Genomic DNA, 24,301 nt, shown 5'->3' on the forward strand with positions numbered 1-24,301 from the left:
CGTGGAACCTTTCTGATGGAAACAAACCAACAGGAACGAGACAGTCGTTGCCTCTCGGCTCGAGCGGTGACCGCTTACTGATACATCCGCAGCGGCCGCGCCTGCGAACTCTCGTCCTGTCCCATCTCTTGCATCCGCTGGGCGAACTCCTCGCGGTGGTGCTGAATCTCCTCATCTCGCTCTCGGAGCCGCTCGACATCGATCGAGAGATCGGCCAGCGGCGCGATCGCCCGTTCGATGAGTTCGCTCGCGGCTTCTGGGTCCGGGAAGTTCGGACTGCACTCGACAACCAGCCCGATAGCGTCGAGATCTAACTGTGCGGCTCGATTGAGCAACGCGCCGGTGGGGCCGCTGATAATACCGTCTTCGGACGGTAGTTCGACACCGATCGACTCCAGCGCGTCGCCCCCGTCCCCGGTCGCGACGCCGGAGAGTGCGTGTGCCCCGTCCTCGTCGGCCGGCCGACCGCTCAGATAGATCGGTCGTACGCCCTCGTCGACGAGCCAGCCGGTGAGACAGGACGCGACGGTCTCGGCGGCATCGGCGCTGATGGGCGTATCGCTCTGAAGCGCGAGGAGGTCCTCGTCTTCGCTGACGTAGAGGCGAACCGGCGGGCGAACGGTTCGATCGCCTTTGCGGTAGACTCCGACCTGCGGGAGCCCCTTGCAGTGGACGCTGGCGTAGTAGCGCATGTCCAGTTCCTCGATGAGGTGATCGGTGGCAATCTTGCCGACCAGCCCGATACCCGGGAACCCCTCGACGAGCGTCGCGTTCTCGAGGTCGGCCTCCGGCCCCTGGATGCGGATACGTGACATACCTGACCGATGTTTCGGAGCCATCATAAATTACCGGGCGACCAACCGTCTCGAACCCGTGAAAATAGGTGAGAGCCGACGGCCACGACACCAGTTCTCGTCCGTTAGTCGATTGCGGGGGAGTTCGAACCCACAGTGGGGATGCGCTTCGAAACCCACAAACGAGGTGCGGCCGAAGGTGGGCCCAATGGAGCCACTCGAGCGGTACCGACCCATTATCGACGATTTCGAGGCGTTTCTCGAGGCGTGCCGACGGCCGCTCGGGACCGCCGTCCGAGTGAACACGATCAAGGCATCGGTCGAACGAGCGATCGCAGTGCTCTCCGAGACGGGCACCGCGTACGAACGGGTCGACTGGAACCCGCGCGTGTTGCGCCTCGAGACCGATTCGCCGGGGTCGACGTGGACCTCGTTTCACGGATTTACCTACGGGCAGGAGGAAGTCTCGGCGGTGCCGGCGGGCGTTCTGGACCCCCAACCGGGCGAGCGGGTTTGGGACGCTTGCGGCGCGCCGGGCGGGAAGACCACCCAGATCGCGGCGCTGATGGACGACCGCGGAACGGTCGTCGCGAACGACAACAACCTCGGCCGCCTGTCGGCGCTGCGGTTCAACGCCGAGCGACTCGGCGCGACGAGCCTGGCGGTGACGAACCAGGACGCCAGGAACTTCTCGATGAAGCCGTTCGAGTTCGACCGCTTCGATCGGGCGCTCGTCGACGCCCCGTGTTCCTGCGAGGGGACGATCCGGAAGAACCCCGACGCGCTCGAGGACTGGTCCGAGGACCACCTCCACTCGGTCGCCGGCATTCAGAAGGGGATCCTCCGGCGGGCGATCCAGACGACCCGCGAGGGCGGCACCGTCGTCTACTCGACGTGTACGTTCGCCCCGGAGGAAAACGAGGCGGTCGTCCAGCACGCCCTCGAGAACGAGCCCTGCGAGGTCGTCGACTTCGATCTCGGTCTGGAGCACTCGCCGGGCGTTACGGCCTGGGACGGCGAGGAGTTCGATCCGTCGCTCGAGCAGGCCGCGCGGATTTACCCCCACCAGAACGACACCGGCGGGTTCTTCGTCGCGAAACTCGAGGTGACCGCCTGATGGCGGGAGACGACGAGCCCATAGCCGACGGCGAGGCGGCGGCCGAATCTGACGACGAATCGGTGGTCGAATCCGATGGCGAGACGGCAGTCGAACCCGACAACGAGACGGCAGTCGAACCCGACGGCGAGTCCCTCGAGGAGAACGTCGGCCAGCGGTTCGACCGACTGCCCGCGACCGCGGCCGAGCGTCGAGTCGAGGGCCGTGCGACCCGCGAGGAGGTCGTCGACTACTTCGCGGATCGCTTCGGCATTCCCGCCGAAACCTTCGAGGAGTACACCTTCTGGGAGAAAGGCGCGGGCAAGATCTGGATCTACGCGGGCGAGGCCCCCTCGCCGATCGAGATCGAAGCGATCGGCATGACCTGCCTGCGGACCCGCCAGGAACACTGGAAGCCGACGACCGACTTCGTCCAGCGCTTCGGCCGCCGCGCGACCGACTGCGTCATCGAACTCTCCCGCGAGGAGGCTCGAGCGTTCATCGACGGTCAGGATCAGGACCTCGAGTGGAACGGCGACTGGGGGTATCTGATCGCCGCTCATGAAATCGGGGTTGGGTCGGAGGGCCGACCAGGGCGAGACGGCGAAGCCGTGGAGGGGGCGGCACTCGAGCCACTGGGCGTCGGGCTCTACGTCCACGGCGAACTGCAGTCGGTCGTTCCGAAGGGGCGCCAGCGGTCGGTTTCCGACCGTCGGTGAACGGCTTCGGCAGAATATTGTGAGTGTTGGGTAGAAAGACCCGTAGACAGGCTATCCTTCCTCGTTTCTGCTCGAACCAGACGGTAAGTGAATGTGCACATGTACTGTTCAGAGAAGTGATGGAAAGACTTGTAACTCAGTAATAATAGGACAAAATATGTGTACTGGAGAGCTAGTTGCGTTTGGAATTGTTGGATTGATATTCGGCCCGCCCATGGCAATCTGGCCATATAAATTAGCGCGCTGGAACGAAATTCTCGACGCGATCGGGCGAAAGCCCAGCGGGAGAGTGGAGCCGGCCGATTGGCAAGTAACCCTGTATCGCCTCATGGGACTCGGGTTATCAGTCCTTGGATCACTCTTTATTTTTGGTTGCGTTATTCTCTAAAAACCCTGTGCTCTCAGAACTGGCTCCTATGTTATTTTGTTGTTTGAACTTACCGTTCCTACGAATAGAATAGGCGCGTGATCGGTTCTATGACACCGCTACTGTTGCAATTTCGATTTCCGTTACATAGCCAATATCTAGAATTATTTGACGTCGGCGTGAGCATGTCGTTTTCCTCGGTGAACTCCTTGGGGACCAGTCGGAACTGCTTGATCGTCTCGTGTTTCTCGAAGTTCTCGTTGACGCGGTCGACTTCCTCCCGTACGTACGCTTGCACCCGCTCGTCGCGACAGATCGCTTCGGGATCGTCCGGGAGATCGATTCCTTCCTGCTCGGCCCACTCGCGAACGTGTGCTGTGTTCGGGACCAACAGCGCGCCGACGAACTTCTCCCCATCGCCGACGACCATACACTGTTCGACGACCTCGCTCGCAGCGAAGGCGTCCTCGATCGGCGCGGGCGCGACGTTCTTCCCGGTCGAGAGCACGAGCAGCTGTTTCGCACGCTCGCGGAACTCGAGGTAGTCGTCGGGACGCAGGTGGACGATATCACCCGTTCGGAACCAGCGCGTGCCGTCCTCGTCCTCGGTGAACGCCCGGTCGGTCGCGCCGGGTTTGTTCCAGTACCCCTGCGTGACGTTGTCCCCGCTGACGAGCAGTTCGCCGACCTCGCCGGGGTCGTTTTGAAAGGTGTCCTCGTCCGCGACCGATTCGTCGATTTTGATGTCGACGCCGGGGAGTCGCGGACCGATCGTGCCGATCTTCGGCTCCTCCATCGGGTTACAGGAGACGACCGGCGCGGTCTCGGTCAGTCCGTACCCCTCGTAGATGGGCAGCCCCATTCCGTGATAGAGCGTCGCCAAGTCAGGCGAGAGACTTCCGCCGCCGCTGATGAGGGTCTCGACTTCGCCGCCGAGCGCCTCCCTGACCGTCGAAAAGACCAGTTTGTCCGCGAGCGAGTGCTTGAGCGAGAGCACCGGCCCCGGCGAATCCGCGTTCTGGTACGCCCGACCGACTTCGGTCGCCCAGTTGAAGATCCGCTCTTTGACCGGCGACTCGCTGGCCTGCTCGCGGATGGCGTCGTAGATCTTCTCGTAGACCCGCGGCACGCTCGTCGCGCTCTGTGGCTGGACCAGCCCAAAATCCTCCTGGAGCGTCTCCGTGTTCTCCGCGTAGGCGACGCAGGAACCGCTGGCGAACATGAGGAAGTGCCCCGCCGTCCGTTCGAAGACGTGTGCGAGCGGGAGATACGAGACGACCGTCGTCTCCTCGTCGATCGCCGGGACGTCCGCGGCCTTGTCCGGACGCGGACCGTAGCGCTTTCGAACCTGGTTTACGTTCGACCGGAAGTTCCGGTGCGTGAGCTGGACGCCCTTGGGCTGGCCGGTCGTGCCGCTGGTGTAGATCAGGCTCGCAAGATCGTCCATCGCGGGTTCGTCGACCCACTCCTCGTAGGCCTTGAGGTCGAAGGCGTCCTCGCCGCGGTCGTGGACCTCGGCGAGGGTCATGATATCGTCGCGGTCGTCGTACCCCTCGAGGCGATCGATCGAGACGATGAACTCGAGGTCCAGGTCGGCTTCGACCTCGAGGACGCGCTCGAGGAGCCGCTCGTTTTCGACGACGACGCCCGACGCGTCGGGGTCCTCGAGCAGGTAGCGGACCTGATCCGACGAAGAACTGGTGTAGACGGTCGTGATGACGCCGCCGGCACCGAGCAGGGCGAAGTCCGTTTGGGCCCACTCCATCCGGGTGTTCGAAAAGATGCCGACCCGATCGCCGGTTTCGACGCCGAGGTCACGAAATCCCGCCGTGAGGTTCCGCACGATGGATCGCATTTCCGTGTAGGAAATCGGGCGGAATCGGCCGGTGTCCGCAGCGGGGAGGACCGACGGAGTGAGCGACCGATCGTAGATGCCGCCCTTGTACTGCTGGGCCGGTCGGTTCGGATGGCGCGCCGCAGCGTCTTCGAACATCCGTGCGAGCGTCGTCTCACCGATAACCTCGTCGTCGTGTTCACGTTCGGCCTCGCGCCAGTTCATGCCCGTATGTCAATAGTTCCCGAGCGATAAAACATGTTGAAACAGATCACACACGTTTCTCCGTTTATTCGTCCGCGAGTTCGAAAAATCGCACGGCTGCGCCCCAATTTAGGAGATACGCCGATCAGCCACGCTATATCGGCTCGTCGCCGATCGCTTCCAACGGTAGCCAAGCGACCGTCGAATCACACCACTGTTCGAGATGGAGACACCGTTGCTTGAGTGGGTCCACCACCGCTTGGACGGCAAAACCCGATCACTACTCGTGGTGATCGAGATAGCCGAGCACGCCGCGGGTGTTCATCCTTGCCTCGGCTCGCACGGCCCGGTCACCCCACGGACCGACCGGCACCGCGTTGTCCGCGAAGTACTCGATAACCGCCTCGTCGTCCTCGAGTTCGTCTCGTTTGTCCTCGATCGCCGATACCCACTCCCGAAGCACCTTCGCGTACCGCTCGAGAGCGGCCGACGCGTCGTCGCCGACCGCTCGCGGTCCGAAGTGGGTGTACAGCAGGACGTCCGGATCGATCGCCTGCAGCGTCCGTACGTCCTCGAGACACTGCTCGAGGTCGAAGTTCGACGGCGGCGACGTCTCGCGGATCTCGCCGAGTTTCGGCACCCAGATTCCCGCCGCGTCGCCGGTGAACACCGCCTCGTTCGCGGAATCTTCGAAAACCACCTGATGGGGCGCGTGGCCGGGGGCGGCGTGAACGTGCAGTTCGTGATCCCCCAGATCGACCGTGTCGCCGTCCTCGAGTTCGACGATGCGATCCGCCGAGACCGGCACTGGATCGGCGTAGAACTCCCACCGATCGCCGACTGCCTGCTTGGTCCCCTCGACCAACCGGGACGGATCGACGAGGTGGCTCGCGCCGATCGACGGCACGTAGACATCCGCGTTCGGACACGCTTCGGCGAGCAGTCCCGCACCGCCGGCGTGATCGAGGTGGATGTGCGTGACCGCGATCACCTCGAGATCCCCGCGGTCGATGCCGATCTCGTCCATCGCCTCGAGGATCCGCTCGTAGTTCGCGCCGACGCCCGTTTCGACGATCGCGGGCCGCTCGCTCTCGAGTACGTAGACCGCACCGTACTCGTCGGTCTCGTACATCCCCGTATCGACGTAGTAGAGATCCGTGCAATCGCCGGCCGTGACTTCCTGCGCGATGCCTGTTTCCATGTCGGAAGCCCCGTCGTGGGATCGAATAAAAGCTGGTATCCCGGTGGACTCGACTGGTATCGGTGGAGTTCTGACTGTGCTTGCGGTGGCTGTAATATCGCGGGGTCTGGCTGCTATCGAACTTCTCCAGTGAGGAATTTTATATGAAAGGAGTTTACCTATCACCCCCTGCAGCCCGCCCACAGTCCCACGTCCTCCCCAGCCGACTCGTTCGAGCCCGTCGGTCGCTCACTCGTCCACTGTCAGAGCAACCTCTGACAAGCCTTCACTCACTTTGTTCGCGAAGACCTCGCACGGTGTAGCCTCGCACCCTCGCAGTGCTCGAGTGCGACGCCAGCACGCGCCGCGGCCGAGAGCGCGGCTCGAACACTGAGAGAGCCGTGCGATCCGGGGGAGGGCAGGTCGTCGTCCCTGCTGGGCTGAAACTTCCGCAGCTATTCTACAATCACCTATCAGTATACATTACCCAGCTATGAGACTGGAGCCAGAAGCGACTGAGCCCCCATTCCAACCCGATCGAAGCCGTCCTATGGCACTGGCGTAGTTAGAGAGCGTCCTGACGGAGTCCAACGCGAACGAAGTGAGCGTTGGGCACGTCAGGACCGAACCAGAGCGAGGGCTGAGCAATGCGAAGCCCTCGCGATAAGTGAGCGTCCTGACGGAGATTTGAACTCCGGTCCCTGGCTCCGCAAGCCAAGAGGATAGTCCACTACCCTACCAGGACTCAACTCAATATATCCTCGTGCAAGTTAAAGCCCTTTCGAAAGGAAGCGCTACGAACTGGGGTCTCGAGACCATCTCCCTTGCTACATCACACCAAGCAACACCCCCGCGTCGAGCGACGCTCGAGTTTTTATACCAAAACGACCGAAAAGCGGCTATGAACGCAGCATCGAACCTCGGAACCGAGCGCTTGAGGCGACACGGATCCACCGATCACGACGGGCCGTATCCGCCCTCGAGCGGGCGAATGGACAACGCTTATGCGCGGGCTACGCATGGTTCGGAGTAGAATGAGCGACATCGAGGGGGTTTACGAAGACCTCGAGGCGGACGTCTCGCTCGAGGAGTTTCGCGAGGCCGTCGAAGACAAAGTCGAGCAGATGGGTGGACTCGCGGACGAGGAGACGGCGGCGATGCTCATCGCTCACGAAGTCGGCGAAAGCGAGGTCGGCGGCGTCGCGGACATCGAGCCCGGCATGGAGGAAGCGAAGTTCGTCGCGAAAGTGACGAGCATCGGCGAACTGCGAACGTTCGAGCGCGACGGCGAGGACGAGGACGGCCGCGTCGTCAACGTCGAAGTCGCCGACGAGACCGGCGCGGTCAGAGCCTCGCTGTGGGACGACCACGCCGAGGCCGCGATCGAGCAACTCGAGGAGGGACAGGTACTGCGGATCAAGGGTCGGCCGAAAGAGGGGTTCAGCGGCGTCGAAGTGAGCGTCGACGACTTAGAGCCCGACGCCGACACCGAAATCGACGTGCAGGTCTCGGACGTCCACACCGTCGAAAGCCTCTCGCTCGGCATTTCGAACGTCAATCTCGTCGGGAAGGTTCTCGACACCGATTCCGTCCGAACGTTCGACCGCGACGACGGCTCGGAAGGGAAAGTCTCGAACCTCACGCTCGGCGACGAAACCGGGCGCATTCGGGTGACCCTCTGGGACGAGCAGGCCGATCGCGCGACCGAACTCGAGGCGGACGTGACGGTCGAGGTCGTCGACGGCTACGTTCGAGAGCGCGACGGCACCCTCGAACTCCACGTAGGGAATCGCGGCGCGCTCGAGGAAGTCGACGCGAACGTCGAGTACGTCCCCGAAAGCACGCCGATCGACGATCTCGAGATCGACGAAGTCGTCGACATCGCGGGCGTCGTTCGATCCGCGGATCCAAAGCGGACGTTCGACCGGGACGACGGCTCCGAGGGGCAGGTTCGGAACATCCGCGTGCAGGACGCGACGGGCGACATTCGCGTCGCGCTGTGGGGTGATAAGGCGGACCGCGATATCGGCCCCGGCGACGAGGTCGCGCTCGCGGACGTCGAGATTCAGGACGGCTGGCAGGACGACCTCGAGGCGTCCGCCGGCTGGCGCTCGACGATCACGGTTCTGGACTCCGAGGAGAGCGAGTCGGGCTCGACCGACTCGTCCGACACCGAATCGGCCGGCCTCTCGTCGTTCGCCGAAGGCGGCGACGAGAGCGCAGCCGGAGACGAGACGACGAACGCGGGCGAACTCGAGACGGGCGAGGACGCATCGGACGACGAATCAGCGCTCGATGAGCCGGACGAGGGGGCTGAAACGGAGTTCACGGGCGTCGTCGTGCAGGCGGGGAGCCCGGTCGTCCTCGACGACGGCGACACGACGATGAGCGTCGAAACCAGCGCCGACGTCGGCCTCGGCGAAGAGGTCACTGCCAGAGGTGTGATCCGTGAGGGCCGCCTCGAGGCGAACGACGTGTTCTGAGCGGCCGAGAGCGTCTCGCGCCGGTAGGAAAAGCGTTAAGGGAGTTAACTTCGGGTATGAAAACATGAACGTCGAACTCCCGTTCGCCCCGGTTGATACGATCATCCGGCGGAACGCGGGTGATCTTCGTGTGAGCGCCGATGCGTCGGAAGCACTCGCATTGCGAATTCAAGAACACGGGAGCGAACTCGCGATCGACGCCGCCGAGCGGGCGATCGCGGATGGACGAAAAACACTCATGGCATCCGATTTCGAGGTTGAGACGGTGATCGACAAGGACGATCTCGAGCTACCGGTCGCGCCGGTCGACCGCATCGCCAGGATCGAGATCGACGACAAATACCGCGTCTCGATGGACGCCCGGATCGCACTCGCCGATATCCTCGAGGACTACGCCGACAACGTCGCGCGTGCAGCGTCGATCCTCGCCCACCACGCCGACCGACGAACGATCATCGAAGCTGACATCGAGACCTACTTCTCGCTGTTCGAGTGAACGATGCAGTTTGGCTACAGCGAGGACTGTCTCGCACACGACCCCGGTTCGCGTCACCCGGAGACGCCCGACCGACTCAGGGCGATTCGAGAGCGACTGAAGAAAAAACACGGCGTCGAATACGTCGAACCGGATCCGGCGACGATCGACACGATTGCCGCGGTTCACGACCGAGAGTACATCGAGTCCGTCGACGAGTTCTGTGCGAACGGTGGGGGGAACTGGGATCCCGATACGACCGCCGTCGAAGAGAGCTGGGACGCGATCCGCCGAAGCGCCGGGTCGGCATGCTGGGCCGCAGACGCCGCCCTCGAGGGCTCTGACGGACGAAAGACACCGTTCTCTATCGGTCGGCCGCCGGGCCACCACGCGGTCGGCGACGACGCGATGGGCTTTTGCTTCGTCAACAACGTCGCCGTCGCCGCCCAGCACGCGATCGATTCGAACGACGACGTCGAGCGCGTCGCGATCGTCGACTGGGACGTCCACCACGGAAACGGAACGCAGGATATCTTCTACGACGACGGCGACGTCTTCTTCGCGTCGATACACGAGGAGGGGCTCTACCCCGGCACCGGTGCGGTCGACGAAATCGGAACCGGCGAGGGCAACGGAACGACGATGAACGTCCCGATGCCCGCCGGGACGGACGAACTGGGGTATTTGGCAGCGATCGACGGACCGCTCACCGACGCCCTCGAGTTGTTCGATCCGGATCTTCTCCTCATCAGCGCCGGGTTCGACGCGCACCGTCACGATCCGATTTCGCGGATTCGCCTGCCGACGGAAGCCTACGCGCTCATGACCGACCGATTCCGAACGATCGCCGACGAAACCGACGCGGCGCTGGCGTTCGTTCTCGAGGGGGGCTACGGCCTCGAGGTGCTCGCCGACAGCGTCGCGCTCGTCCACGAGACGTTCGACGGGCGAGAGCCGATCGAACCGGAGGGATCGGTGAGCGACGACGCGGCATCGGTTATCGAGGACGTACGGGAAGCACACGGGCTGACCGACTGACTGCTCGAACGTTGTCGAACTGTTATGCCAGCTTGAGAACGAGTCGTTCGGTTCGAACCCATTCGTTCAGGGCCGCGGATCGTAGTACCGCGCCAGTTCTTGGTCGAACTCGCCGAGCAGGTCGGTCACGTCGTCGCCGACGAGAACGTCGTATCCATCCTCGAGAGCCGTCTCAACGTGCGCACCGAGACCCGCCTCGAGCAGTCGCTCGCTCTCGAGAAACGCCGTCGCCGTGGTGAACTCGCGTTCGCGTTCGGTCACATAGCGGTCGCCGTCGATAAAGGGTCCGTAGGCGTCCGGATCGTCCGCGTAGGCGTCGAAGAAACCTTCAGCGTGAGAGCGGACGTGGACCGGCGGACCGTCGTGGCGCTCGAGCGCCGGTCGTTCTGTGACCGCGAGTTCGACGAAGACGACGGCGCTGTCGTCTGCGAACGTCGTCGCCCGGAACACGTCGAATCCGCGAGCGTCGAGCTTGCTCGTGATCCCCGACAGGGATTTTCGAAGTTGCGGGTACAGCTGATCCTCGACGAGGGCCGGCGCGTCGAACCTGACAGCGACCGGCGTCGTCCCGCGGTTGGTCAGGTGGGTGCGGAGAGCGGCGGCGTCTAGCGGTTCGGGGTCTCGGGGTTCGAACAGCGATTCGCGCGGGGACTCGAGAACGTCGCGGGCGTAGTGTTGGAATCGGGCGACGTTTTCGGCCGAGGCGACGGCAGCGACGTTACGTTCGGGATCGGTGGGATCTATCACGACGAGCGGATCGTCGAACTGGACAGCGGCGGTGTCGCTCCCGTCAACACTGGATGAATCCGGTTTCCCCTCGTGGCTTTCCGGATCGAGCCGGACCGGTGGATTCCAGTCGCTCGCGGCCTCGAGCAGCGGGCGAAAGCCGCCGTACTCGCAGACGAGCAGCTCGGTGAGGTAGCCGCTGAACCCGCGGGTCCGGAGGTCACTCCCGTAGACGCCGATCCCCTTGCAGAACTGCTTTGTAACCCGAATATCGGCGGTGATCTCGTCGTCGAGCCGCTCGTTCAGGTACCGGGTGTGAAACGGCGTCCGATCGACCGCAGATTGGATTTCGGTCGCGGACTCGAGCCGAAAGCAGGGGACGACATCGACGTCGAACCCGTCGAAATTTCCCTTCACGTAGGGGTGTTCGGCGAACTCCTCGTGGCCCGCGGGTAGCGTTTCGTGGCCGACTTCGAGGCCGTACTCCTCTAACGTCTCCCGCTCGAGGTCCGGCGGAAACCGGACGAAGATGTCTATGTCTCGGTCGCCGCTGATCCAGGTGTCGCGTGCGGTCGAACCTACCTGCAGGACGTCCGCGTCGGGACAGCGGGCCGTGGCGGCGGCGTCGGCCCTGTCGATGAGCGTCCTCGCGGCCGCCGCCAGCGCCTCGCGTTCGGCGTCGTCGGGAACCACTCGCTCGCGAATCCGCGAGACAACGGCCTCGAGACTCGAGTCGGTGGCCGGATCGGCCGAGTCGGACCCGGACTCGAGGGAGTCGGAATCGCCCCTAATCCGGTCTTCGTCCTCTGCTGTCATCACGACCTGGTACTCGACCACCCCGTGAAAGGGTGTCGAACTCGGTGCAGGCAAAACGAAAGCCCTATCAAATACCCGCCGATACACTAAGATGAGCCGAAGTAGCTCAGTTGGTAGAGCACCTCGCTGTTACGGCGATGCAGGTCATCTGTTCGCCGCAGATACGAGGTTGTCCCAGGTTCGAGTCCTGGCTTTGGCGCTTTTCGATTTTCTTATCGGACGGCGACTATCGAGTTCGCCGCAAACGGCCCGTTCGAACTCGTCGAGCGCGTTCGAACGGGGTAATGATACTGGTTCGTCGACACTGCTGTTCGAGCTAGCGCTGGCGCTCGAGTACGAAAAACTGGGTGAGAGGAGTAAGCCCCCTTCTGTTCGTCCCGGCATTCGGCTGAGCGCTCGCGCCGCCCGCCGTGGGCGGTGCGTTCGGGCTACCTGCGGCGCGAACTTGCACCGGTGGGGATTCGCCGTTCCATCGATCCTCGGCCGTCACAGCCGGTCGCATCGAGCGACCCGCGATTTCGAATCGCGTCTAACGGCTGGTGCCCTCTGCGGGTTGACTCCCCTTCCTCTCGGTCGGGTTCGCACGCATCATCGGTCGGGCCGAGACGTGTCGTTTCTGTTCCAGAGCCAGCGGTCTCCCGCTCCGGATTTGCATCCGGTCACCCGCCCGAACGGTGGGGGGACTTTCCTCGCAGGCGCGACCCGTCCGCAGGGGACGAGCCGCGTTGGACAGCCGACTCGTCGCCGAGTCGGCCGCCGCGGCGGCCGGGCTCTCTCTCCCACCTCCTATACGAGCAGGCGTCGAATAAGTCCCTCGATTGGCACGACACGAGTGAGCGCTGAATGGAAGCGCTTTAGGGGCTGAACATACATGTGTAGTTGTATGTCCCAGCGACAGGGCGTCGACCTTTCCTACGAAGACGGCGCGCGTGCGGCCGAACTCGCACGAGAAGCCGTCGAATCTTTCGTACGTAACGGTCAACGAGAACATCCAGGCAGCATGCGCGAAGCGTTCTACGAACGCACGGGCGCGTTCGTCCGCCTCGAGTCGACTCGAGGCCGTGGCAGTCTGCGCGGATGTGCCGGCGGCTACCGATCGGACGATCAGCTCGGACACGTCATCGTCGACGCGGCCATCGAGGCCGCAAGCGGCGACTCGTGTGGCTCCGAAGTGACTCCATCTGAACTCGACAACCTCACCGTCTCGGTGTGTACCGTCAAGAACGTACTGCTCACCGACGATCCGCTCGCGGATATCGAGCTCGGAAGCCACGGCGTCGCCGTCGACGGCGGCGGCAAAAGCGGCTGGCTCTACCCGACTGTCCCCGTCCAGAACAACTGGAGCGAGCGCGAGTACCTCGACCGGGCGTGTCGGAAAGCACGGCTCCCACCGACGGCGTGGCAGGACGACGATATCGTCGTCACACTCTTCGAAGGACAGGTTTTCCGCGAGCGCGAGGCCGATGGCAGCGTCGAACAGGTGTAATCGGTAACTCGATTTCGCGACGAAACTCGTCGGTGAGCCGTGGCTCCGTCCGTTCTCAGCAGTCGAATCGCGAGAAAACGGAGAGTACCGCGAGTATGGCGGCGACAGCGTCCCGCGAGAACGGCGACTACAGAGAGCTGCGAGAATAGCGACTTTCGATTTCGAGGCTAGTGCGACGATTCCTCGAACCCGACGGCCGCGGCGTCCGCGAGACAGCGTTCGCTCGCTGCCTCGAGATCCGGCTCCCTGACGATCTCGCCGTCGCGAACCAGCGGTTCGAGCAGCGACTCCGCGTCCGCAGGTGCGTCGCCGTCCGCGAGCGCGACGTGGTGGCCCCCGTCTGTGGTCCGGTAGACGTCTTTCACGCCGGAGAGTTTCCCCCGTTTCGAGACCGGCTCCCCCTCGAGTTCGACGATGTCGAGGCTGAAATCGATCGGTGCCCTGCTCGTGATGTGGCTGCCGACGCCGAACCCGTCGGCGACATCGCGGAGGGTTCGAATCGATGACGGGTCGATGCCGCCGCTGCAAAAGATATCGACGTCTTCGAAGCCTCGCGCGTCGAGTTCCCACCTGATCTCTCGAGCGATGTGTCTGAAATCGCCGCGGCGGGAACCGGTCGTATCGAGGCGAACGCCGTCGAGTCGGTCACCGAGCGTTTCGGCGGCGAGTAAGCTTTCGCTCTTTTCGTCCCAGAACGTGTCCGTGAGGGCGATTCGAGGCACCGATTCGGGGACCGCCTCGTCGAACGCCCGCCAGGCGTCGGCCTGATTCCCCTGGCCGAAGGCGAACATGAGCGCGTGGGGCATCGTTCCGCTGGCCTCCCGCTCGAGCAGTTCGCCCGCGGCGACGTGCGAGAAGCCGTCGAATCCGGCGAGGATGGCGGCGCGTTCGACCGCCGTCGCGATAGCGGGGTGGACGTGGCGAGCGCCGAACGAGAGCAGGGTCGAATCGGGCGCGGCACGCCGGGCCTCGAGCGCCGCCGTCGCGAAGCCACTCGGCTGGGAAAGAAAGCCGAGCAACGTGGTCTCGAGTTCGGCGAACTCGAGGTACGGACCCTCGATTCTGACGACCGGACCGCCGTCGAAGAGCTGTCCGTCCGGCACGGCGTCGACGTCGACGGCGCGGCTCTCGAACAGCGTGGCGATATCGGCGATACCGGTGAGTACCTGAAACTCGCCGGTCGGGAACTGATCTGCGGTCACTTCGGCGACGACGCGGGGATTCAGCCCCGCGTGCTCGAGGGTCGTCCGCGTCCGATCGAAGTAGGCGTCGGTCGCGGTACCCTCGAGAATCGCCTCCGACGTGACTGTCTCGAACGGGTTCGACATACCCTCGCTTTCCGACGGAGGGCGAAAAAGCTACCCGTCTTCGGGTGCCGGCGGCGGTCGGTACCGCGACCCAGTGTGGCAGACAAACGAGCGGCGACTGGCACTGCCCGTGACAGCCGAGCGGTGGCGACTGGCGCTGTGCTCACCGTGACAGCCGAGCGGCGAGCGTGGCGACTAGCAGTGCGACGACGGCGACGGCGGGGCCGAACCCGGATATCGGCTCGCCGTCGTTCACGCCGGAGCCGTTCGGCCCTGCCTCGTCGTCGGCTCCCGAATCTGGCGCGCTGGCGTTCAACTCGAGCGTATCTTCGCCTTCGGGTGCGCTTCCGGCGTCGATTTCCGAGACCGCCTCGGCGGACGGTCCGCGGACGATGGTCACGCGCTCGCCGTCCTGTTCGAGGTAGTACGCGCCGGGATAGCCGTCTTCGTCCTCGATCGCGAAGGTGTTCCGGTGACCGTCGACGTCTTCCGCGCCGTGTGAGGAGAGCAACTCGAGGTAGCCGTCGCGGAACTGCTCGGCCTCGGTTGCAGACTCCCACTCGGTCTCCCAGACGTAGCCGCTTTCCTCGATCGACTCGTTCTCGCCGACGTAGGTGACGAGTTCGTCGCCAGCCCAGCCGTCGGTCACCTCGTGGTCGTAGTCGATGTTCTCGATCGTTCCGTAGGGGCCGTCGGGGAGCAACTCGTCGGGCTCGATGACCGACTCCTCGCCGGCGAGGCCGTCGGCGGCGAACATCGACACCATCGTCGCCTCGCCGAGCGAGTCGTTCGCGACGGTGCCGTCGACCTCATGTTGGGTCCAGTTCTCGCTCGAGCGGTCCTCGACGTCGACGTCTCGCGGTTCGCGGTCTTCGCCGGGACGGATCACCTCCGAGGTGCTCGCCGGCGGATCGTCGTAGGCGCCGTCGAGGGCGCCCCAGTCGCGCGAGTCGCCGTCGCCGAGCACCGCGTCGACATAGTCGGGGCCGTCGTCGTAGGGCTGGAAGATCGTGAGGTAGAGCCCCCAGTTTGGTTCGGGCTGGTCCCCCTGTGAGTTCGCCGAGGGGGCGGTACAGGCCCAGTCCTCGTTACAGCGCGTTTCGTACCGGTTTTCCACCCAGACGGCGTCGCCCTCGATGAGGCCGTTCTTTGCGTTGGCCTGGTCCTGCGTCTCGCGCTCGTAACTCGTCAGGTCGTAGTGCTGGTCCTGCAACGCGTGGACGAGTTCGTGCCCGAGCGTGAGTTCGTCTAAAGCCGGATCGTCCGGGTTTTCTGAAACGATGACGATTTCGTCGGTTTCCGGGTCGTAGTAGCCCGCGACCGAGCCGTCGTACAGCGATTGCTGTTCGTCGATCGCGCTCGTCTCGCGATCGGCCATAAACAGCGCCTCGAGTCGGAGGTTCGACTGGAGACGCTGGTCGGCGGTCGGATCTTCGATCGACGTGTCGTTTCGGGTCCGGTACTCCTCCCGAGAGATCACGTCGACCGAGACGTCCTCCTCGAACGTGAGGCCGCGAATCGTCTCGACGCGAGCCATCGACCGGCTGACGACGGCCTCGAGTTCGTCCTCGGAGACGGTCGCGTCGTCGCTGCCGTCGACCGAAAGCTCGTCGTCGTACCAGTAGCCGTCGACGTAGCCCACGGTGCCTTCGGTCGATGGGTCGTCGGGCCGATCCTGGGTCGGATCGTCTACGATCGACAGGAGCGGGAGTCCCGGACCGGCGACGAGCACCGCCAGTACGAGTACCGAGGCGAGAACTGCGAGAGCAACGCCGCGCGATCGCGTCCGGTTCATTCCAGCGAGATACACGTTCGTTGGCAAGCGGCTGTAAAAAGGACGACGGTCAGTCTTGGGGATGGGGAGATGCCAGACTGTGAACGCTCGAGAGAACGCAGCGCTTAGCCGAACCCGGCACGGGATACCACGAACGCTTTGAGGATCGTTCGCGTAGACTCGCGTATGCACCTCGAGCCAGACAGCACCGCGGTCATCGTCGTCGACATGCAAAACGGCTTCTGTCATCCCAACGGATCGCTGTACTCACCGGGGAGCGAAACGGTCATCGAACCGATTACCGAACTGGTATCGCGCGCTCGAAACGCGGGGACCCAGATCGTCTACACGCGCGACGTTCACCCGCCCGAGCAGTTCGCGGACGCCCACTACTACGACGAGTTCGAGCAGTGGGGTGAACACGTCGTCGAGGGAACGTGGGACGCCGAACTCGTCGACGAACTCCCGGTCGAAGCGGGAGATCACGTCGTCGAAAAGCACACCTACGACGCGTTCTACCAGACCGAACTCGAAGGCTGGTTAAACGCGCGCGGAATCAGGGATCTGGTTCTCTGTGGAACGCTCGCGAACGTCTGCGTCCTGCATACCGGGGGCAGCGCGGGACTTCGGGACTTCCGGCCGATCATGGTCGAAGACTGCATCGGCGCGATCGAAGCGGATCACCGGGAGTACGCCCTCGAGCACGCCGACTGGCTCTTCGGCGAACTCGCCGAGCGCGAGGACCTCGAGTTCGGCGGATAAGCTGCCGGCTCGGTTTTGGCCGTTCAATTTCCGTTGGCGTACCATCGATCTGGCTGGTCCTTCCACTCGCCGATTCCCGAGGGATCGAGGTGGACGTGCGCGTCGCCGACATCCTCCAGGTCCCGGAGGTCGTCGACGAGCGACGACTCGATGTCGTGGGCCTCTCGAAACGGCATGTTGCCGTCGACCTCGACGTGGACCTCGACCTCGAGGACGGTGCCGTCGTAGTAGACGGTCAGATCGTGGACGCCCTCGACGTCGGGATGTGCGCGCAAGGTGTCCGCGATCTGCGTGCGCTGTGTCGGCGTCGCCGCCGCGCCGACGAGGTAGTCGAGGTTTTCGCGGCCGATGCTGACGCCCTGAGAAATGACGAGGACGCTGACGAGGGCGCCAGCGAGCGGATCGAGTATCGGGGCGCCGAAGAAGACCCCGATGACGCCCACGAGGGCCGCGATCGAGGTGTAGATGTCGTTGAGACAGTCCACCGCCAGCGCCGCCAGCGCCGTCGAACCGATGTCGGCGTTGACGTACTCCGTGTACCGGTAGACGAGGTACATGTCGGCGATCGCGAACGCGAGCGCGCCGAACAACAGCAGTCGCGCCGCCGGCGGATCGGGCTCGAGAAGTCCCTGAACGGATTCGGAGAGCAACAACAACCCGAGAAGCGCGATCACCGCGCCGACGAAAATCGCCGTCAGCGGCTCGATCCGCTCGTGACCGTGCGGGTGGCTATCGTCGGGGCCGTCGAACGCGGTGCGCCCCCAGACGAGGACGACGACGCTCGCGACCAAATCCGCGACCGAGTGGGCGGCGTCGGCGATCAACGCGACGCTCCCGAAGGCCAGTCCCGCAGCGCCCTCGACGACGATTTTCACAGCGTTGCCGAGAACGTTCGCCCACGAAGCGCGCGCGAATCTGCGTCGATTCGAGTCGCCGTCCATGGGAGAATTAGAGCCAGTCTAAACTTGGGTCTTTCCGTTCGGATCGCGAGCGTCGCAGCGTCGAGACCCGTTCGCGAACGCTGGGTGTCACGATAGCAGACCCGACCGACGGGCTGTCGGGTTCGGCTGGTTTCGTTCGTCCGCTCACCAGACGGATCACCACCGAAAACCGGACGATCATACACTTTTTCTCCGCGAGGGCAGCCTATTAAGCGGTACCCACCATAGACGAACCCATGATCGACCTTCGCTTTTCGGAGGCGGAACTGGCGCGACGGCGCGAGCACATCCAGGCGTTCATCCGCGACGCCGTCGACGCCGCCGGAGCAGACGGCGCGGTTCTCGGGCGCGTGCCGGACGATCTGGTCGAAAAAACGCCCACGGCGGGGCTCTGGGCGGACCAGACCGACGAGTCGGAACTCGGAATCGACTACGATACGCTCGATTCGATCCTGGTAAGCCACATCGACGGCCCGCTCTCGGCGAGGGCGACGAGCCGGTTGCTCGAGGTCGACGAAGAGACGGTCGACCGGGTCCGATCGATGTACGAAGCCAGCGAACACAAGCGGAACGCGCCGCCGGCACCGGAACCGCTCGAGTAAACTACAACCCGCGGAGGAACGGCTGGCTTACTCCTCGAGCAGCGCTCGGATGTCCGCCGCGTGAGTCTCGAGCAAGTCGCCGAACGCCTCGGCTTCTGCCCGCTCTTGTACCGCCTGCCCGCGGTCGTCCCGGATCCGCCGCTTGAGGACGGCGAGCGCGTCGGGGGCGTTGGCGGCCAGTTCCTCGGCGACGGTCCACGGCTCCGCTTCGATTCGAGAGAGGAGTCCGATTCGGAGCGCTTGCTCGGCGTCGAGGACGCGCCCCGAAAGTGCGACCTCGAGGGCGTCGCCCTCACCGAGAACCCGTGGGAGTCGAACGGTCCCGCCCCAGGCACCGAACAGGCCGAACGTCACGCCGGGTTCCCCGAACGTCGCCGCCGGCGTCCCGACGCGGAGGTCACAGGCGAGTGCCAGCTCGAGGCCGCCGCCCCGGACGGGGCCGTCGATCCCCGCGACGACGACGCTTTCGGCGTCCTCGAGGGTTCGGGCGACGCGCTGGCCCCGGCGGGCGAACGCCACCGCCCGCTCGCGGTCGAGGTCGGCGACGGCTGAGAGATCGGCGCCCGCACAGAACGCAGGACCCGCCCCCTCGAGGTAGATAACCGGTTCGTCGGCGCGTTCGACCGCCGATTCGAGATCCTCGAGTGCGTCGATCGTCAACGCGTTGCGCGCGTCCGGCCTATCGAAGGTCACTCGCCGGATCTGCCCGTCGGATTCGGAGCGAATCATGACTCGAGTCGGCCGTCCGTTTCCAAAGGTCTTTGGCTGCCCCGTCGTAACCCTCTCCCAATGGATAGGGCCGACAACTGTCGGCGTGCCGCCCGCGATGCAGTTTCGGACGTCGAGCCACCCCGGTTGTACGATTTCGTCGAAGAGACGCTCGAAGACGCGTCGATGCTCCCCGGCGTTTTCACGCTCGAGAGCGCCCGCGAACTCGAGCCGGAGCACGACCTCGAAGGGCTCGACCGCCACGCCGCCGGCGTCCAGTTGATATACGAAGGGCTTCGACTGACGCGAACGCTCGCCCACGAGGATCCGTGGGCCGAACGCGACGGCGCGGAGGGCGAGGCCGGCGACCTCGAGATACTCGCCGCCGACATCCTCGTCGCCCGCGGGTTCTACCTGCTCGCGCGCACCGAGGCCGCCGGCAAAGCCGTCAGAACCGTCCAGGAGTTCGGCCGAAACGAGACCAGAGCAGCCGCGGACGGCGACGCCGACATCGACGGATCGCTCGAGCGAGACGTCCTCGAACTCGCGGCGCTGGCCGGCGCGTCCGCCGTCGGAACGACGCCCACGCCGGCGCTGCTCGAGACTGCAACAGAACTCGCCGACGCCGCGGGGTCGACGTTCCCACCCACCGCGGACGTCGTTCCAACGCGCGACCTCGAACCCGCCGATGCGACCCCCGAGGACGGCCACAGCGTCGATCGGGCGACCTCGGCGACGGATTCGTAGTGATCGACTGAGCGCGTGTGGCGACTCGAGTGAATCGTACCCACTCCCTGCGGCGAATCGAAACGCATAAAGACGGCTCGCATCAACCAGTATATGCGTGCCTGGGTAGCTTAGCGGTAAAGCGCGTCCTTGGTAAGGACGAGAGCCCGGATTCAAATTCCGGCCTAGGCTCTTTCTGACGATTATTTTGTCAGTAGCGGTCGATTTGCGCAGTTTGTGATGTACTCAGGAGAACGTACCACCGACAGTACTCCTCTTTTCCTTGGAAAAATGGGGTGCGTTCGACATCGACGTTACCGAGCGCCGCTCACGCCGCCGAACGGACCTCGACGCGCGGCCTGTTCGGATGCGCGAGGGTCATGAGGTTGTAGACGGGCGAGCGCATCGGGAACTCGCGGACCATCGACGCCTCTTCGGGGGTCATGTCGCCGGTCACGTCCACGTCGATCTCGAGTTCGCCGTACATATCGTCCGCCTTGTCGAGGTCGTAGATTCCGAACAGCATCCGCAGGTCGACCGGCGCGCGGACGGTCGTCGTCACCGACTCGACATCGACGTCCTCACGGATCGCATTGTAGACTATCGTGCCGTTGATACAGGCGGTGAGTCCCGCCAGCGCTCCCTCGATGGCCTCGTATCGATCCGTCGGTTCGACGTAGCCCATCGCCTCCTCGAGTTCCGGCGGGAGGCCGAACTCGAGGGTGTGTTCGCGGTCCGCACCCATTTCATCGCCGCCGAGCGCCCAGTCTCCGATCGTCGCGGTCGTCCGGTTGGCGACCGCTTCGCCGTCGCCGGTCGCGCTGAACTCGAGCATACCGTCCTCCGGGTTCGCTTCGAGCCAGTCGATGAACTCGAGGTGTTCCCCCGCGTCGACCTCGTGTTCGATATCGCCCTTTCGCGACGCTTCGCGTCGCATTTCGTCTGGTGTCATGGTCGGTCCCTCGACTGAGGGTAGACCATCGACGGTATTAAGATAGTATTCGGAATATCGCGCACTATCAGAGAATCAAGACAGGAAGGTAGGAATATCTGGATGGGCATACACGAACGTCTCGAATAGGTGCAAGTATCGACTTTCCGTTGGAGGGCGTCGGTTTATCGGCGTTTCGGCGTGCTCGTTCCGGTGGAGGTTCGCTCGTCACGACGTTTCAGAACCGGTCTGGGCCGCTTCTTCGTCTTCGATCTCCTCGAGGCGGTCGTGTAGCTCTTCGACTGCTTCCTCGTCGACGGTTCCCCAGTAGGCGACGACGGCGAGAGTGAGCACGAAGACGACCGCCCATCCGATGGTCGCGTGCTCCTGGGGAACGTACAGATTGAAGATCCCGTCGATGACGCCCTCTAACGAGAAGACGACGACGACGGGGCCGACTACCTCGCGCGGCAGAAAGTGGTCGATGTACGCTTTGAGAACCGCTGGGTCCACGTCCATAGTGGTAGTATCGCAGTGGAGTAATTAATCGCTCCCCTCTCCAGCGAGGCGATCGATCGGGATCGAGAGACACGGGAGCGTCGAACGAACTCAGTCACCGAACCACGGCGAAGCCACAGCGCATGAGGGGACATCACGTGGGAGTGAGAGACTACCAGTTCGGCCACCAAGCATATATACTCCTGATAGAATCCACCGGGCATGGCAACGCGCACGAACGGATCACTCGAGAACGTCCCGGTGGTACAGGGCGGAATCTACGGCGCGGTCGCGTTCGTCGTTAGCTATCTCGTGTCGATGGTGCTCCTCCAGGGAGACCTCGAGTTCGACTCGGCGGGTATCGCCGAACTCACCTCGGAGAACGCGTTCGAGGCCGCTGGCATGCTGTGGTTCAACAGCCACTTCGTGGACCTCGAGGTGAACGTCATCGGACTGGACACCACGACGACGATGTTCGCGCAGGCTGAAACGGGGATCCCGCAAGTCCTCTATCACGTCGTTCCCGTGCTCGCACTCGTCGTCGCGGGATATCTCGTCGGACGACGCGCCCTCGGGCCAGAAGCGTCCCTCGAGGACGGCGTGAAAGCCGGCGCGAGCGTCGTCGTCGGCTACCTCCCGCTCGCAGCGACGGGTGCGTTCGTCTTCGCCGTCGACGGTTCGTTCGGCAGCGCACAGCCGGAAACGGCGACCGCGATCCTGCTCGCGGGGGCGATGTTCCCGCTCGTCTTCGGCTCGATCGGCGGAATCGCCGCCTCGCAGTGATCGACGGGGCGCACATCAATCGTCGGAGACGACCGACGACGGCCCGCCGACCGAGTCGATACCGGCGCATTTTCCGCTGGGCTTTCGGTGATCCAGCGCCGAGTCCAGACTATGTCACGACTCGTGGAACTCGAGGCGAACGGCCCGCGAAAACTCGACGCGGACGACGTAGACGAGCAGAAAGGCGACGTCGCGATCTGTCAGTGCGGCCTCGCCGAAACGTTTCCGTTCTGCGATGGGAGCCATCGCCAGACCAGAGACGAAGCGCCGGATCAACGGTACGTCTACGACGAGGACGGCACTCGAGCGGTCGTCGACCGGATCGTCAGTGACGAGGAATCGGACTGAGTGTCGCAGACGGGCGAATCCGCCGATTCGACAACGGCGTCGAGACGATCGTACCCGCCCGCCGACGAACGCAGGTCGATCGGACGAGATCAGAACACTTTCTCTCCGCAACGACAACACTCGAGCGTGAGTCGCTCGAGCGGGGAATCGCCAGACGGACGCCGAGGGTGGCTCGTGGCCGTCACCGGCGCGCTGGCGATGATATTCACGTTCGGAACCGCCTTCTCCTACGGCGTCTTCATGACGCCGTTCAGCAACGCGTTCGGCGTCGAACCGCTAGCGCTTTCGACCGTCTTCGCGACCATGCTCTTCGCGTTCTACATCGGCGCCGGCGTCGTCGGCGTCTTCGGTGCTCGGGTCCCGTCCCGGGCGATTTTACTCGTCTGTGCGGCGATTTCGGGACTTTTGGCCCCGTCGCTGTACGTCGTCGAGGGGTACGTCGGTCTCCTCGTCGTCTTCGGGTCGCTCGGCCTGGCGCTCGGGACGGTGTTCGTCGTCCTCGCGTCTATCGTCCCCAGATGGTTCGACGCCAATCGCGGCGCCGCGACCGGTCTCATTTTCGCCGGCAACGGGCTGGGTCTGTTCGTCCTGCCGCCGGCGTGGCAGTACGCGATCGACGCCAGCGGCGTTCGGAACGGTTTTTTCGTCGTCCTGTCGATCACCGCGGTCGCGTTCTTCGCCGCCGGCGTCACCTGTCGACGGCCAGGTTGGGCCAAGCGGTCGACGGCCTCGGCCGGCGAGATCCTCGAGTGGGTGCGCGGGCTGGCCGGAACCCGGACGTTCCGACTGCTGTTCGTCGGCGTCGGCCTCTCCTTTGCGTGGTACCAGTTGCTCGCGGCCTACGCGATCGACCTGTTCACCGCTCGCGGAATGACCGCAGCGGGCGCGTCGCTCGCGTTCGGGTTCGTCGGCGGCTTCAGCATCATCTCGAGACTCGGGAGCGGATTCGTCGCCGACACCGTCGGTTACCGGCGAACGTTCATCGTTTCGCTCGGGAGCGCAGCCATCGGCGGGGCGCTGTTGATCCCCGCCCACTCGATAGCGACCGCGCTGTCGGTCTTCTGTCTCGGTATCGGCCTCGGGGGCTCGGCGACGCTTTACATTCCCGTCCTGATGCAGACTTACAGCCGGACGAAAGACACGGCGGTCATCGGGATTTTTAACGTAGCAATCGGTACGTTCTCGCTGGTCGCACCGCCGATCGGGACGGCGATCGTCGCCTCGACGGGCTCTTACACGGCGGTTATTCTCCTCACAGTGTTCGCACTGCTCGGCGCGATCTGGGCCATCGCCGTCGGGTCCTGACCCCCAAACTCCATCGCCACCGACGGCGACAGCCGAAGGTGCCTCCTCACCAGGTCTCGATCCGACCCGATCGAACGTCCTCGATACAGCCCTCACAATCCGGATGGCCGTGCTCGTAACACGCCGGGCGAAACTCGTCGTCGAGTTTCGCCGCCCGCTGTTCGGCGTAGCGCCGACAGACGATCTTCGCGCGACCCGCCTCGTCGGTCGGCAGCGAGCGGGCGTGCTTTGCCCCCTCGTAGGCTGTCCGGGCCTCCTCGAGTTGCTCACCGGTCGATCGACGCAACCCTTCGTACTGTGCGCCCGCTCGTCGGAGTTTCGTCCGAACGAACCGCTCGAGACGACGCCCGTCTGACATGGCTCTGAAATTGATTCGAGCGCCGGCCTCATAGGTTCGT

At 64.2% G+C, this 24,301-nt stretch carries 22 protein-coding genes, 3 tRNA genes, 1 other RNA gene and 1 pseudogene; 14 read left to right on the forward strand and 13 right to left on the reverse strand.

Annotated features, from left to right (window positions below):
* Positions 1-74: 74 nt before the first annotated feature.
* Positions 75-815 carry a proteasome assembly chaperone family protein gene (locus EL22_RS03345; protein ID WP_050050151.1) on the reverse strand — a complete coding sequence of 247 codons (741 nt, stop codon included), beginning with the start codon at positions 813-815 and terminating at the stop codon, positions 75-77.
* A gap of 187 nt (positions 816-1,002) precedes the next feature.
* Here EL22_RS03345 and EL22_RS03350 point away from each other — a divergent pair, with 187 nt between their 5' ends.
* Together EL22_RS03350 and EL22_RS03355 are read left to right on the forward strand one after the other, a co-directional pair.
* Positions 1,003-1,911 carry an RsmB/NOP family class I SAM-dependent RNA methyltransferase gene (locus EL22_RS03350; protein ID WP_050050152.1) on the forward strand — a complete coding sequence of 303 codons (909 nt, stop codon included), beginning with the start codon at positions 1,003-1,005 and terminating at the stop codon, positions 1,909-1,911.
* On the forward strand, positions 1,911-2,609 hold the full coding sequence (locus EL22_RS03355; RefSeq protein ID WP_231587868.1) for a hypothetical protein: 699 nt from the start codon (positions 1,911-1,913) through the stop codon (positions 2,607-2,609). The genes EL22_RS03350 and EL22_RS03355 overlap by 1 nt, the downstream gene beginning before the upstream one ends.
* Positions 2,610-3,055: 446 nt before the next feature.
* Here EL22_RS03355 and EL22_RS03360 read toward each other — a convergent pair whose 3' ends face one another.
* The 3 genes from EL22_RS03360 to EL22_RS03370 all read right to left on the reverse strand — a co-directional run bounded on the left by EL22_RS03360 (position 3,056) and on the right by EL22_RS03370 (position 6,939).
* Positions 3,056-5,035, reverse strand: coding sequence for a long-chain fatty acid--CoA ligase (locus EL22_RS03360; protein WP_050050153.1), 1,980 nt, complete (start codon positions 5,033-5,035; stop codon positions 3,056-3,058).
* 259 nt (positions 5,036-5,294) lie between these two features.
* Positions 5,295-6,215 carry an MBL fold metallo-hydrolase gene (locus EL22_RS03365; RefSeq protein ID WP_050050154.1) on the reverse strand — a complete coding sequence of 307 codons (921 nt, stop codon included), beginning with the start codon at positions 6,213-6,215 and terminating at the stop codon, positions 5,295-5,297.
* Positions 6,216-6,866: 651 nt separating this feature from the next.
* Positions 6,867-6,939, reverse strand: a tRNA-Arg gene (locus EL22_RS03370).
* A gap of 289 nt (positions 6,940-7,228) precedes the next feature.
* Here EL22_RS03370 and EL22_RS03375 point away from each other — a divergent pair.
* The 3 genes from EL22_RS03375 (at position 7,229) to EL22_RS03385 (ending at position 10,190) form a co-directional block, all read left to right on the forward strand.
* Positions 7,229-8,677, forward strand: coding sequence for a single-stranded DNA binding protein (locus EL22_RS03375; protein ID WP_050050155.1), 1,449 nt, complete (start codon positions 7,229-7,231; stop codon positions 8,675-8,677).
* A gap of 64 nt (positions 8,678-8,741) precedes the next feature.
* Positions 8,742-9,173: a histone family protein gene (locus tag EL22_RS03380; protein ID WP_050050156.1), complete on the forward strand. Its 432-nt coding sequence runs from the start codon at positions 8,742-8,744 to the stop codon at positions 9,171-9,173.
* Between the two features lie 3 nt (positions 9,174-9,176).
* On the forward strand, positions 9,177-10,190 hold the full coding sequence (locus tag EL22_RS03385; protein WP_050050157.1) for a histone deacetylase: 1,014 nt from the start codon (positions 9,177-9,179) through the stop codon (positions 10,188-10,190).
* 66 nt (positions 10,191-10,256) lie between these two features.
* Here the strand turns inward: EL22_RS03385 and cca are convergent, their stop codons facing one another.
* On the reverse strand, positions 10,257-11,732 hold the full coding sequence (cca, locus tag EL22_RS03390) for a CCA tRNA nucleotidyltransferase (protein ID WP_050050497.1): 1,476 nt from the start codon (positions 11,730-11,732) through the stop codon (positions 10,257-10,259).
* 95 nt (positions 11,733-11,827) lie between these two features.
* Here cca and EL22_RS03395 point away from each other — a divergent pair.
* Positions 11,828-11,931: transfer RNA gene (locus EL22_RS03395), tRNA-Asn, on the forward strand.
* Between the two features lie 146 nt (positions 11,932-12,077).
* On the opposite strand, the gene rnpB is transcribed toward EL22_RS03395, so the two are convergent.
* Positions 12,078-12,513, reverse strand: an RNA gene (rnpB, locus tag EL22_RS05350) — RNase P RNA component.
* Between the two features lie 102 nt (positions 12,514-12,615).
* Between rnpB and EL22_RS03400 the strand changes: the two genes are divergently transcribed.
* Positions 12,616-13,218: a TIGR00296 family protein gene (locus EL22_RS03400; protein ID WP_050050158.1), complete on the forward strand. Its 603-nt coding sequence runs from the start codon at positions 12,616-12,618 to the stop codon at positions 13,216-13,218.
* Positions 13,219-13,385: 167 nt separating this feature from the next.
* Here EL22_RS03400 and EL22_RS03405 read toward each other — a convergent pair whose 3' ends face one another.
* A complete protein-coding gene (locus EL22_RS03405; protein ID WP_050050159.1) occupies positions 13,386-14,546 on the reverse strand; it encodes a nicotinate phosphoribosyltransferase in 1,161 nt (386 codons plus the stop codon).
* A gap of 142 nt (positions 14,547-14,688) precedes the next feature.
* A complete protein-coding gene (locus EL22_RS03410; protein ID WP_050050160.1) occupies positions 14,689-16,320 on the reverse strand; it encodes an Hvo_1808 family surface protein in 1,632 nt (543 codons plus the stop codon).
* Between the two features lie 165 nt (positions 16,321-16,485).
* Between EL22_RS03410 and EL22_RS03415 the strand changes: the two genes are divergently transcribed.
* The gene (locus EL22_RS03415; protein WP_050050161.1) at positions 16,486-17,061 is read left to right on the forward strand and encodes a cysteine hydrolase family protein; all 576 of its coding nucleotides are present in this window, start codon (positions 16,486-16,488) and stop codon (positions 17,059-17,061) included.
* Positions 17,062-17,084: 23 nt separating this feature from the next.
* Here EL22_RS03415 and EL22_RS03420 read toward each other — a convergent pair whose 3' ends face one another.
* Positions 17,085-18,002 (reverse strand): cation diffusion facilitator family transporter, encoded by a 918-nt coding sequence (locus EL22_RS03420; RefSeq protein WP_050050162.1) that lies wholly within the window; start codon positions 18,000-18,002, stop codon positions 17,085-17,087.
* 350 nt (positions 18,003-18,352) lie between these two features.
* Here EL22_RS03420 and nadE point away from each other — a divergent pair.
* A pseudogene (gene nadE / locus EL22_RS03425) lies at positions 18,353-18,604 on the forward strand (NAD(+) synthase); the annotation flags it as partial.
* A 27-nt stretch (positions 18,605-18,631) separates the two neighbouring features.
* Here the strand turns inward: nadE and EL22_RS03430 are convergent.
* Complete coding sequence (locus EL22_RS03430) at positions 18,632-19,333, reverse strand: enoyl-CoA hydratase/isomerase family protein (RefSeq protein ID WP_050050163.1); 702 nt, start codon at positions 19,331-19,333, stop codon at positions 18,632-18,634.
* Between the two features lie 60 nt (positions 19,334-19,393).
* Here EL22_RS03430 and EL22_RS03435 point away from each other — a divergent pair, with 60 nt between their 5' ends.
* Both EL22_RS03435 and EL22_RS03440 read left to right on the forward strand, forming a co-directional pair.
* On the forward strand, positions 19,394-20,059 hold the full coding sequence (locus EL22_RS03435) for a hypothetical protein (RefSeq protein ID WP_050050164.1): 666 nt from the start codon (positions 19,394-19,396) through the stop codon (positions 20,057-20,059).
* A 99-nt stretch (positions 20,060-20,158) separates the two neighbouring features.
* A tRNA-Thr gene (locus EL22_RS03440) sits at positions 20,159-20,230 on the forward strand.
* 136 nt (positions 20,231-20,366) lie between these two features.
* On the opposite strand, the gene EL22_RS03445 is transcribed toward EL22_RS03440, so the two are convergent.
* Positions 20,367-20,990 carry an OsmC family protein gene (locus tag EL22_RS03445; RefSeq protein ID WP_050050165.1) on the reverse strand — a complete coding sequence of 208 codons (624 nt, stop codon included), beginning with the start codon at positions 20,988-20,990 and terminating at the stop codon, positions 20,367-20,369.
* A gap of 207 nt (positions 20,991-21,197) precedes the next feature.
* Positions 21,198-21,488 carry a hypothetical protein gene (locus tag EL22_RS03450; protein ID WP_197075833.1) on the reverse strand — a complete coding sequence of 97 codons (291 nt, stop codon included), beginning with the start codon at positions 21,486-21,488 and terminating at the stop codon, positions 21,198-21,200.
* Positions 21,489-21,689: 201 nt separating this feature from the next.
* Between EL22_RS03450 and EL22_RS03455 the strand changes: the two genes are divergently transcribed.
* From EL22_RS03455 to EL22_RS03465, 3 genes are all read left to right on the forward strand, one after another.
* Positions 21,690-22,250 carry a hypothetical protein gene (locus EL22_RS03455; protein WP_050050166.1) on the forward strand — a complete coding sequence of 187 codons (561 nt, stop codon included), beginning with the start codon at positions 21,690-21,692 and terminating at the stop codon, positions 22,248-22,250.
* Between the two features lie 111 nt (positions 22,251-22,361).
* The gene (locus EL22_RS03460) at positions 22,362-22,598 is read left to right on the forward strand and encodes a CDGSH iron-sulfur domain-containing protein (protein ID WP_050050167.1); all 237 of its coding nucleotides are present in this window, start codon (positions 22,362-22,364) and stop codon (positions 22,596-22,598) included.
* Between the two features lie 126 nt (positions 22,599-22,724).
* On the forward strand, positions 22,725-23,903 hold the full coding sequence (locus tag EL22_RS03465; protein ID WP_050050499.1) for an MFS transporter: 1,179 nt from the start codon (positions 22,725-22,727) through the stop codon (positions 23,901-23,903).
* Positions 23,904-23,949: 46 nt separating this feature from the next.
* Here EL22_RS03465 and EL22_RS03470 read toward each other — a convergent pair whose 3' ends face one another.
* Entirely contained in the window at positions 23,950-24,261 is a 312-nt protein-coding gene (locus EL22_RS03470) for a hypothetical protein (RefSeq protein ID WP_050050168.1), read from the reverse strand.
* Between the last annotated feature and the right edge of the window lie 40 nt (positions 24,262-24,301).

It is taken from the genome of Halostagnicola sp. A56, from assembly GCF_000691505.1.
Lineage (GTDB): Archaea > Halobacteriota > Halobacteria > Halobacteriales > Natrialbaceae > Halostagnicola.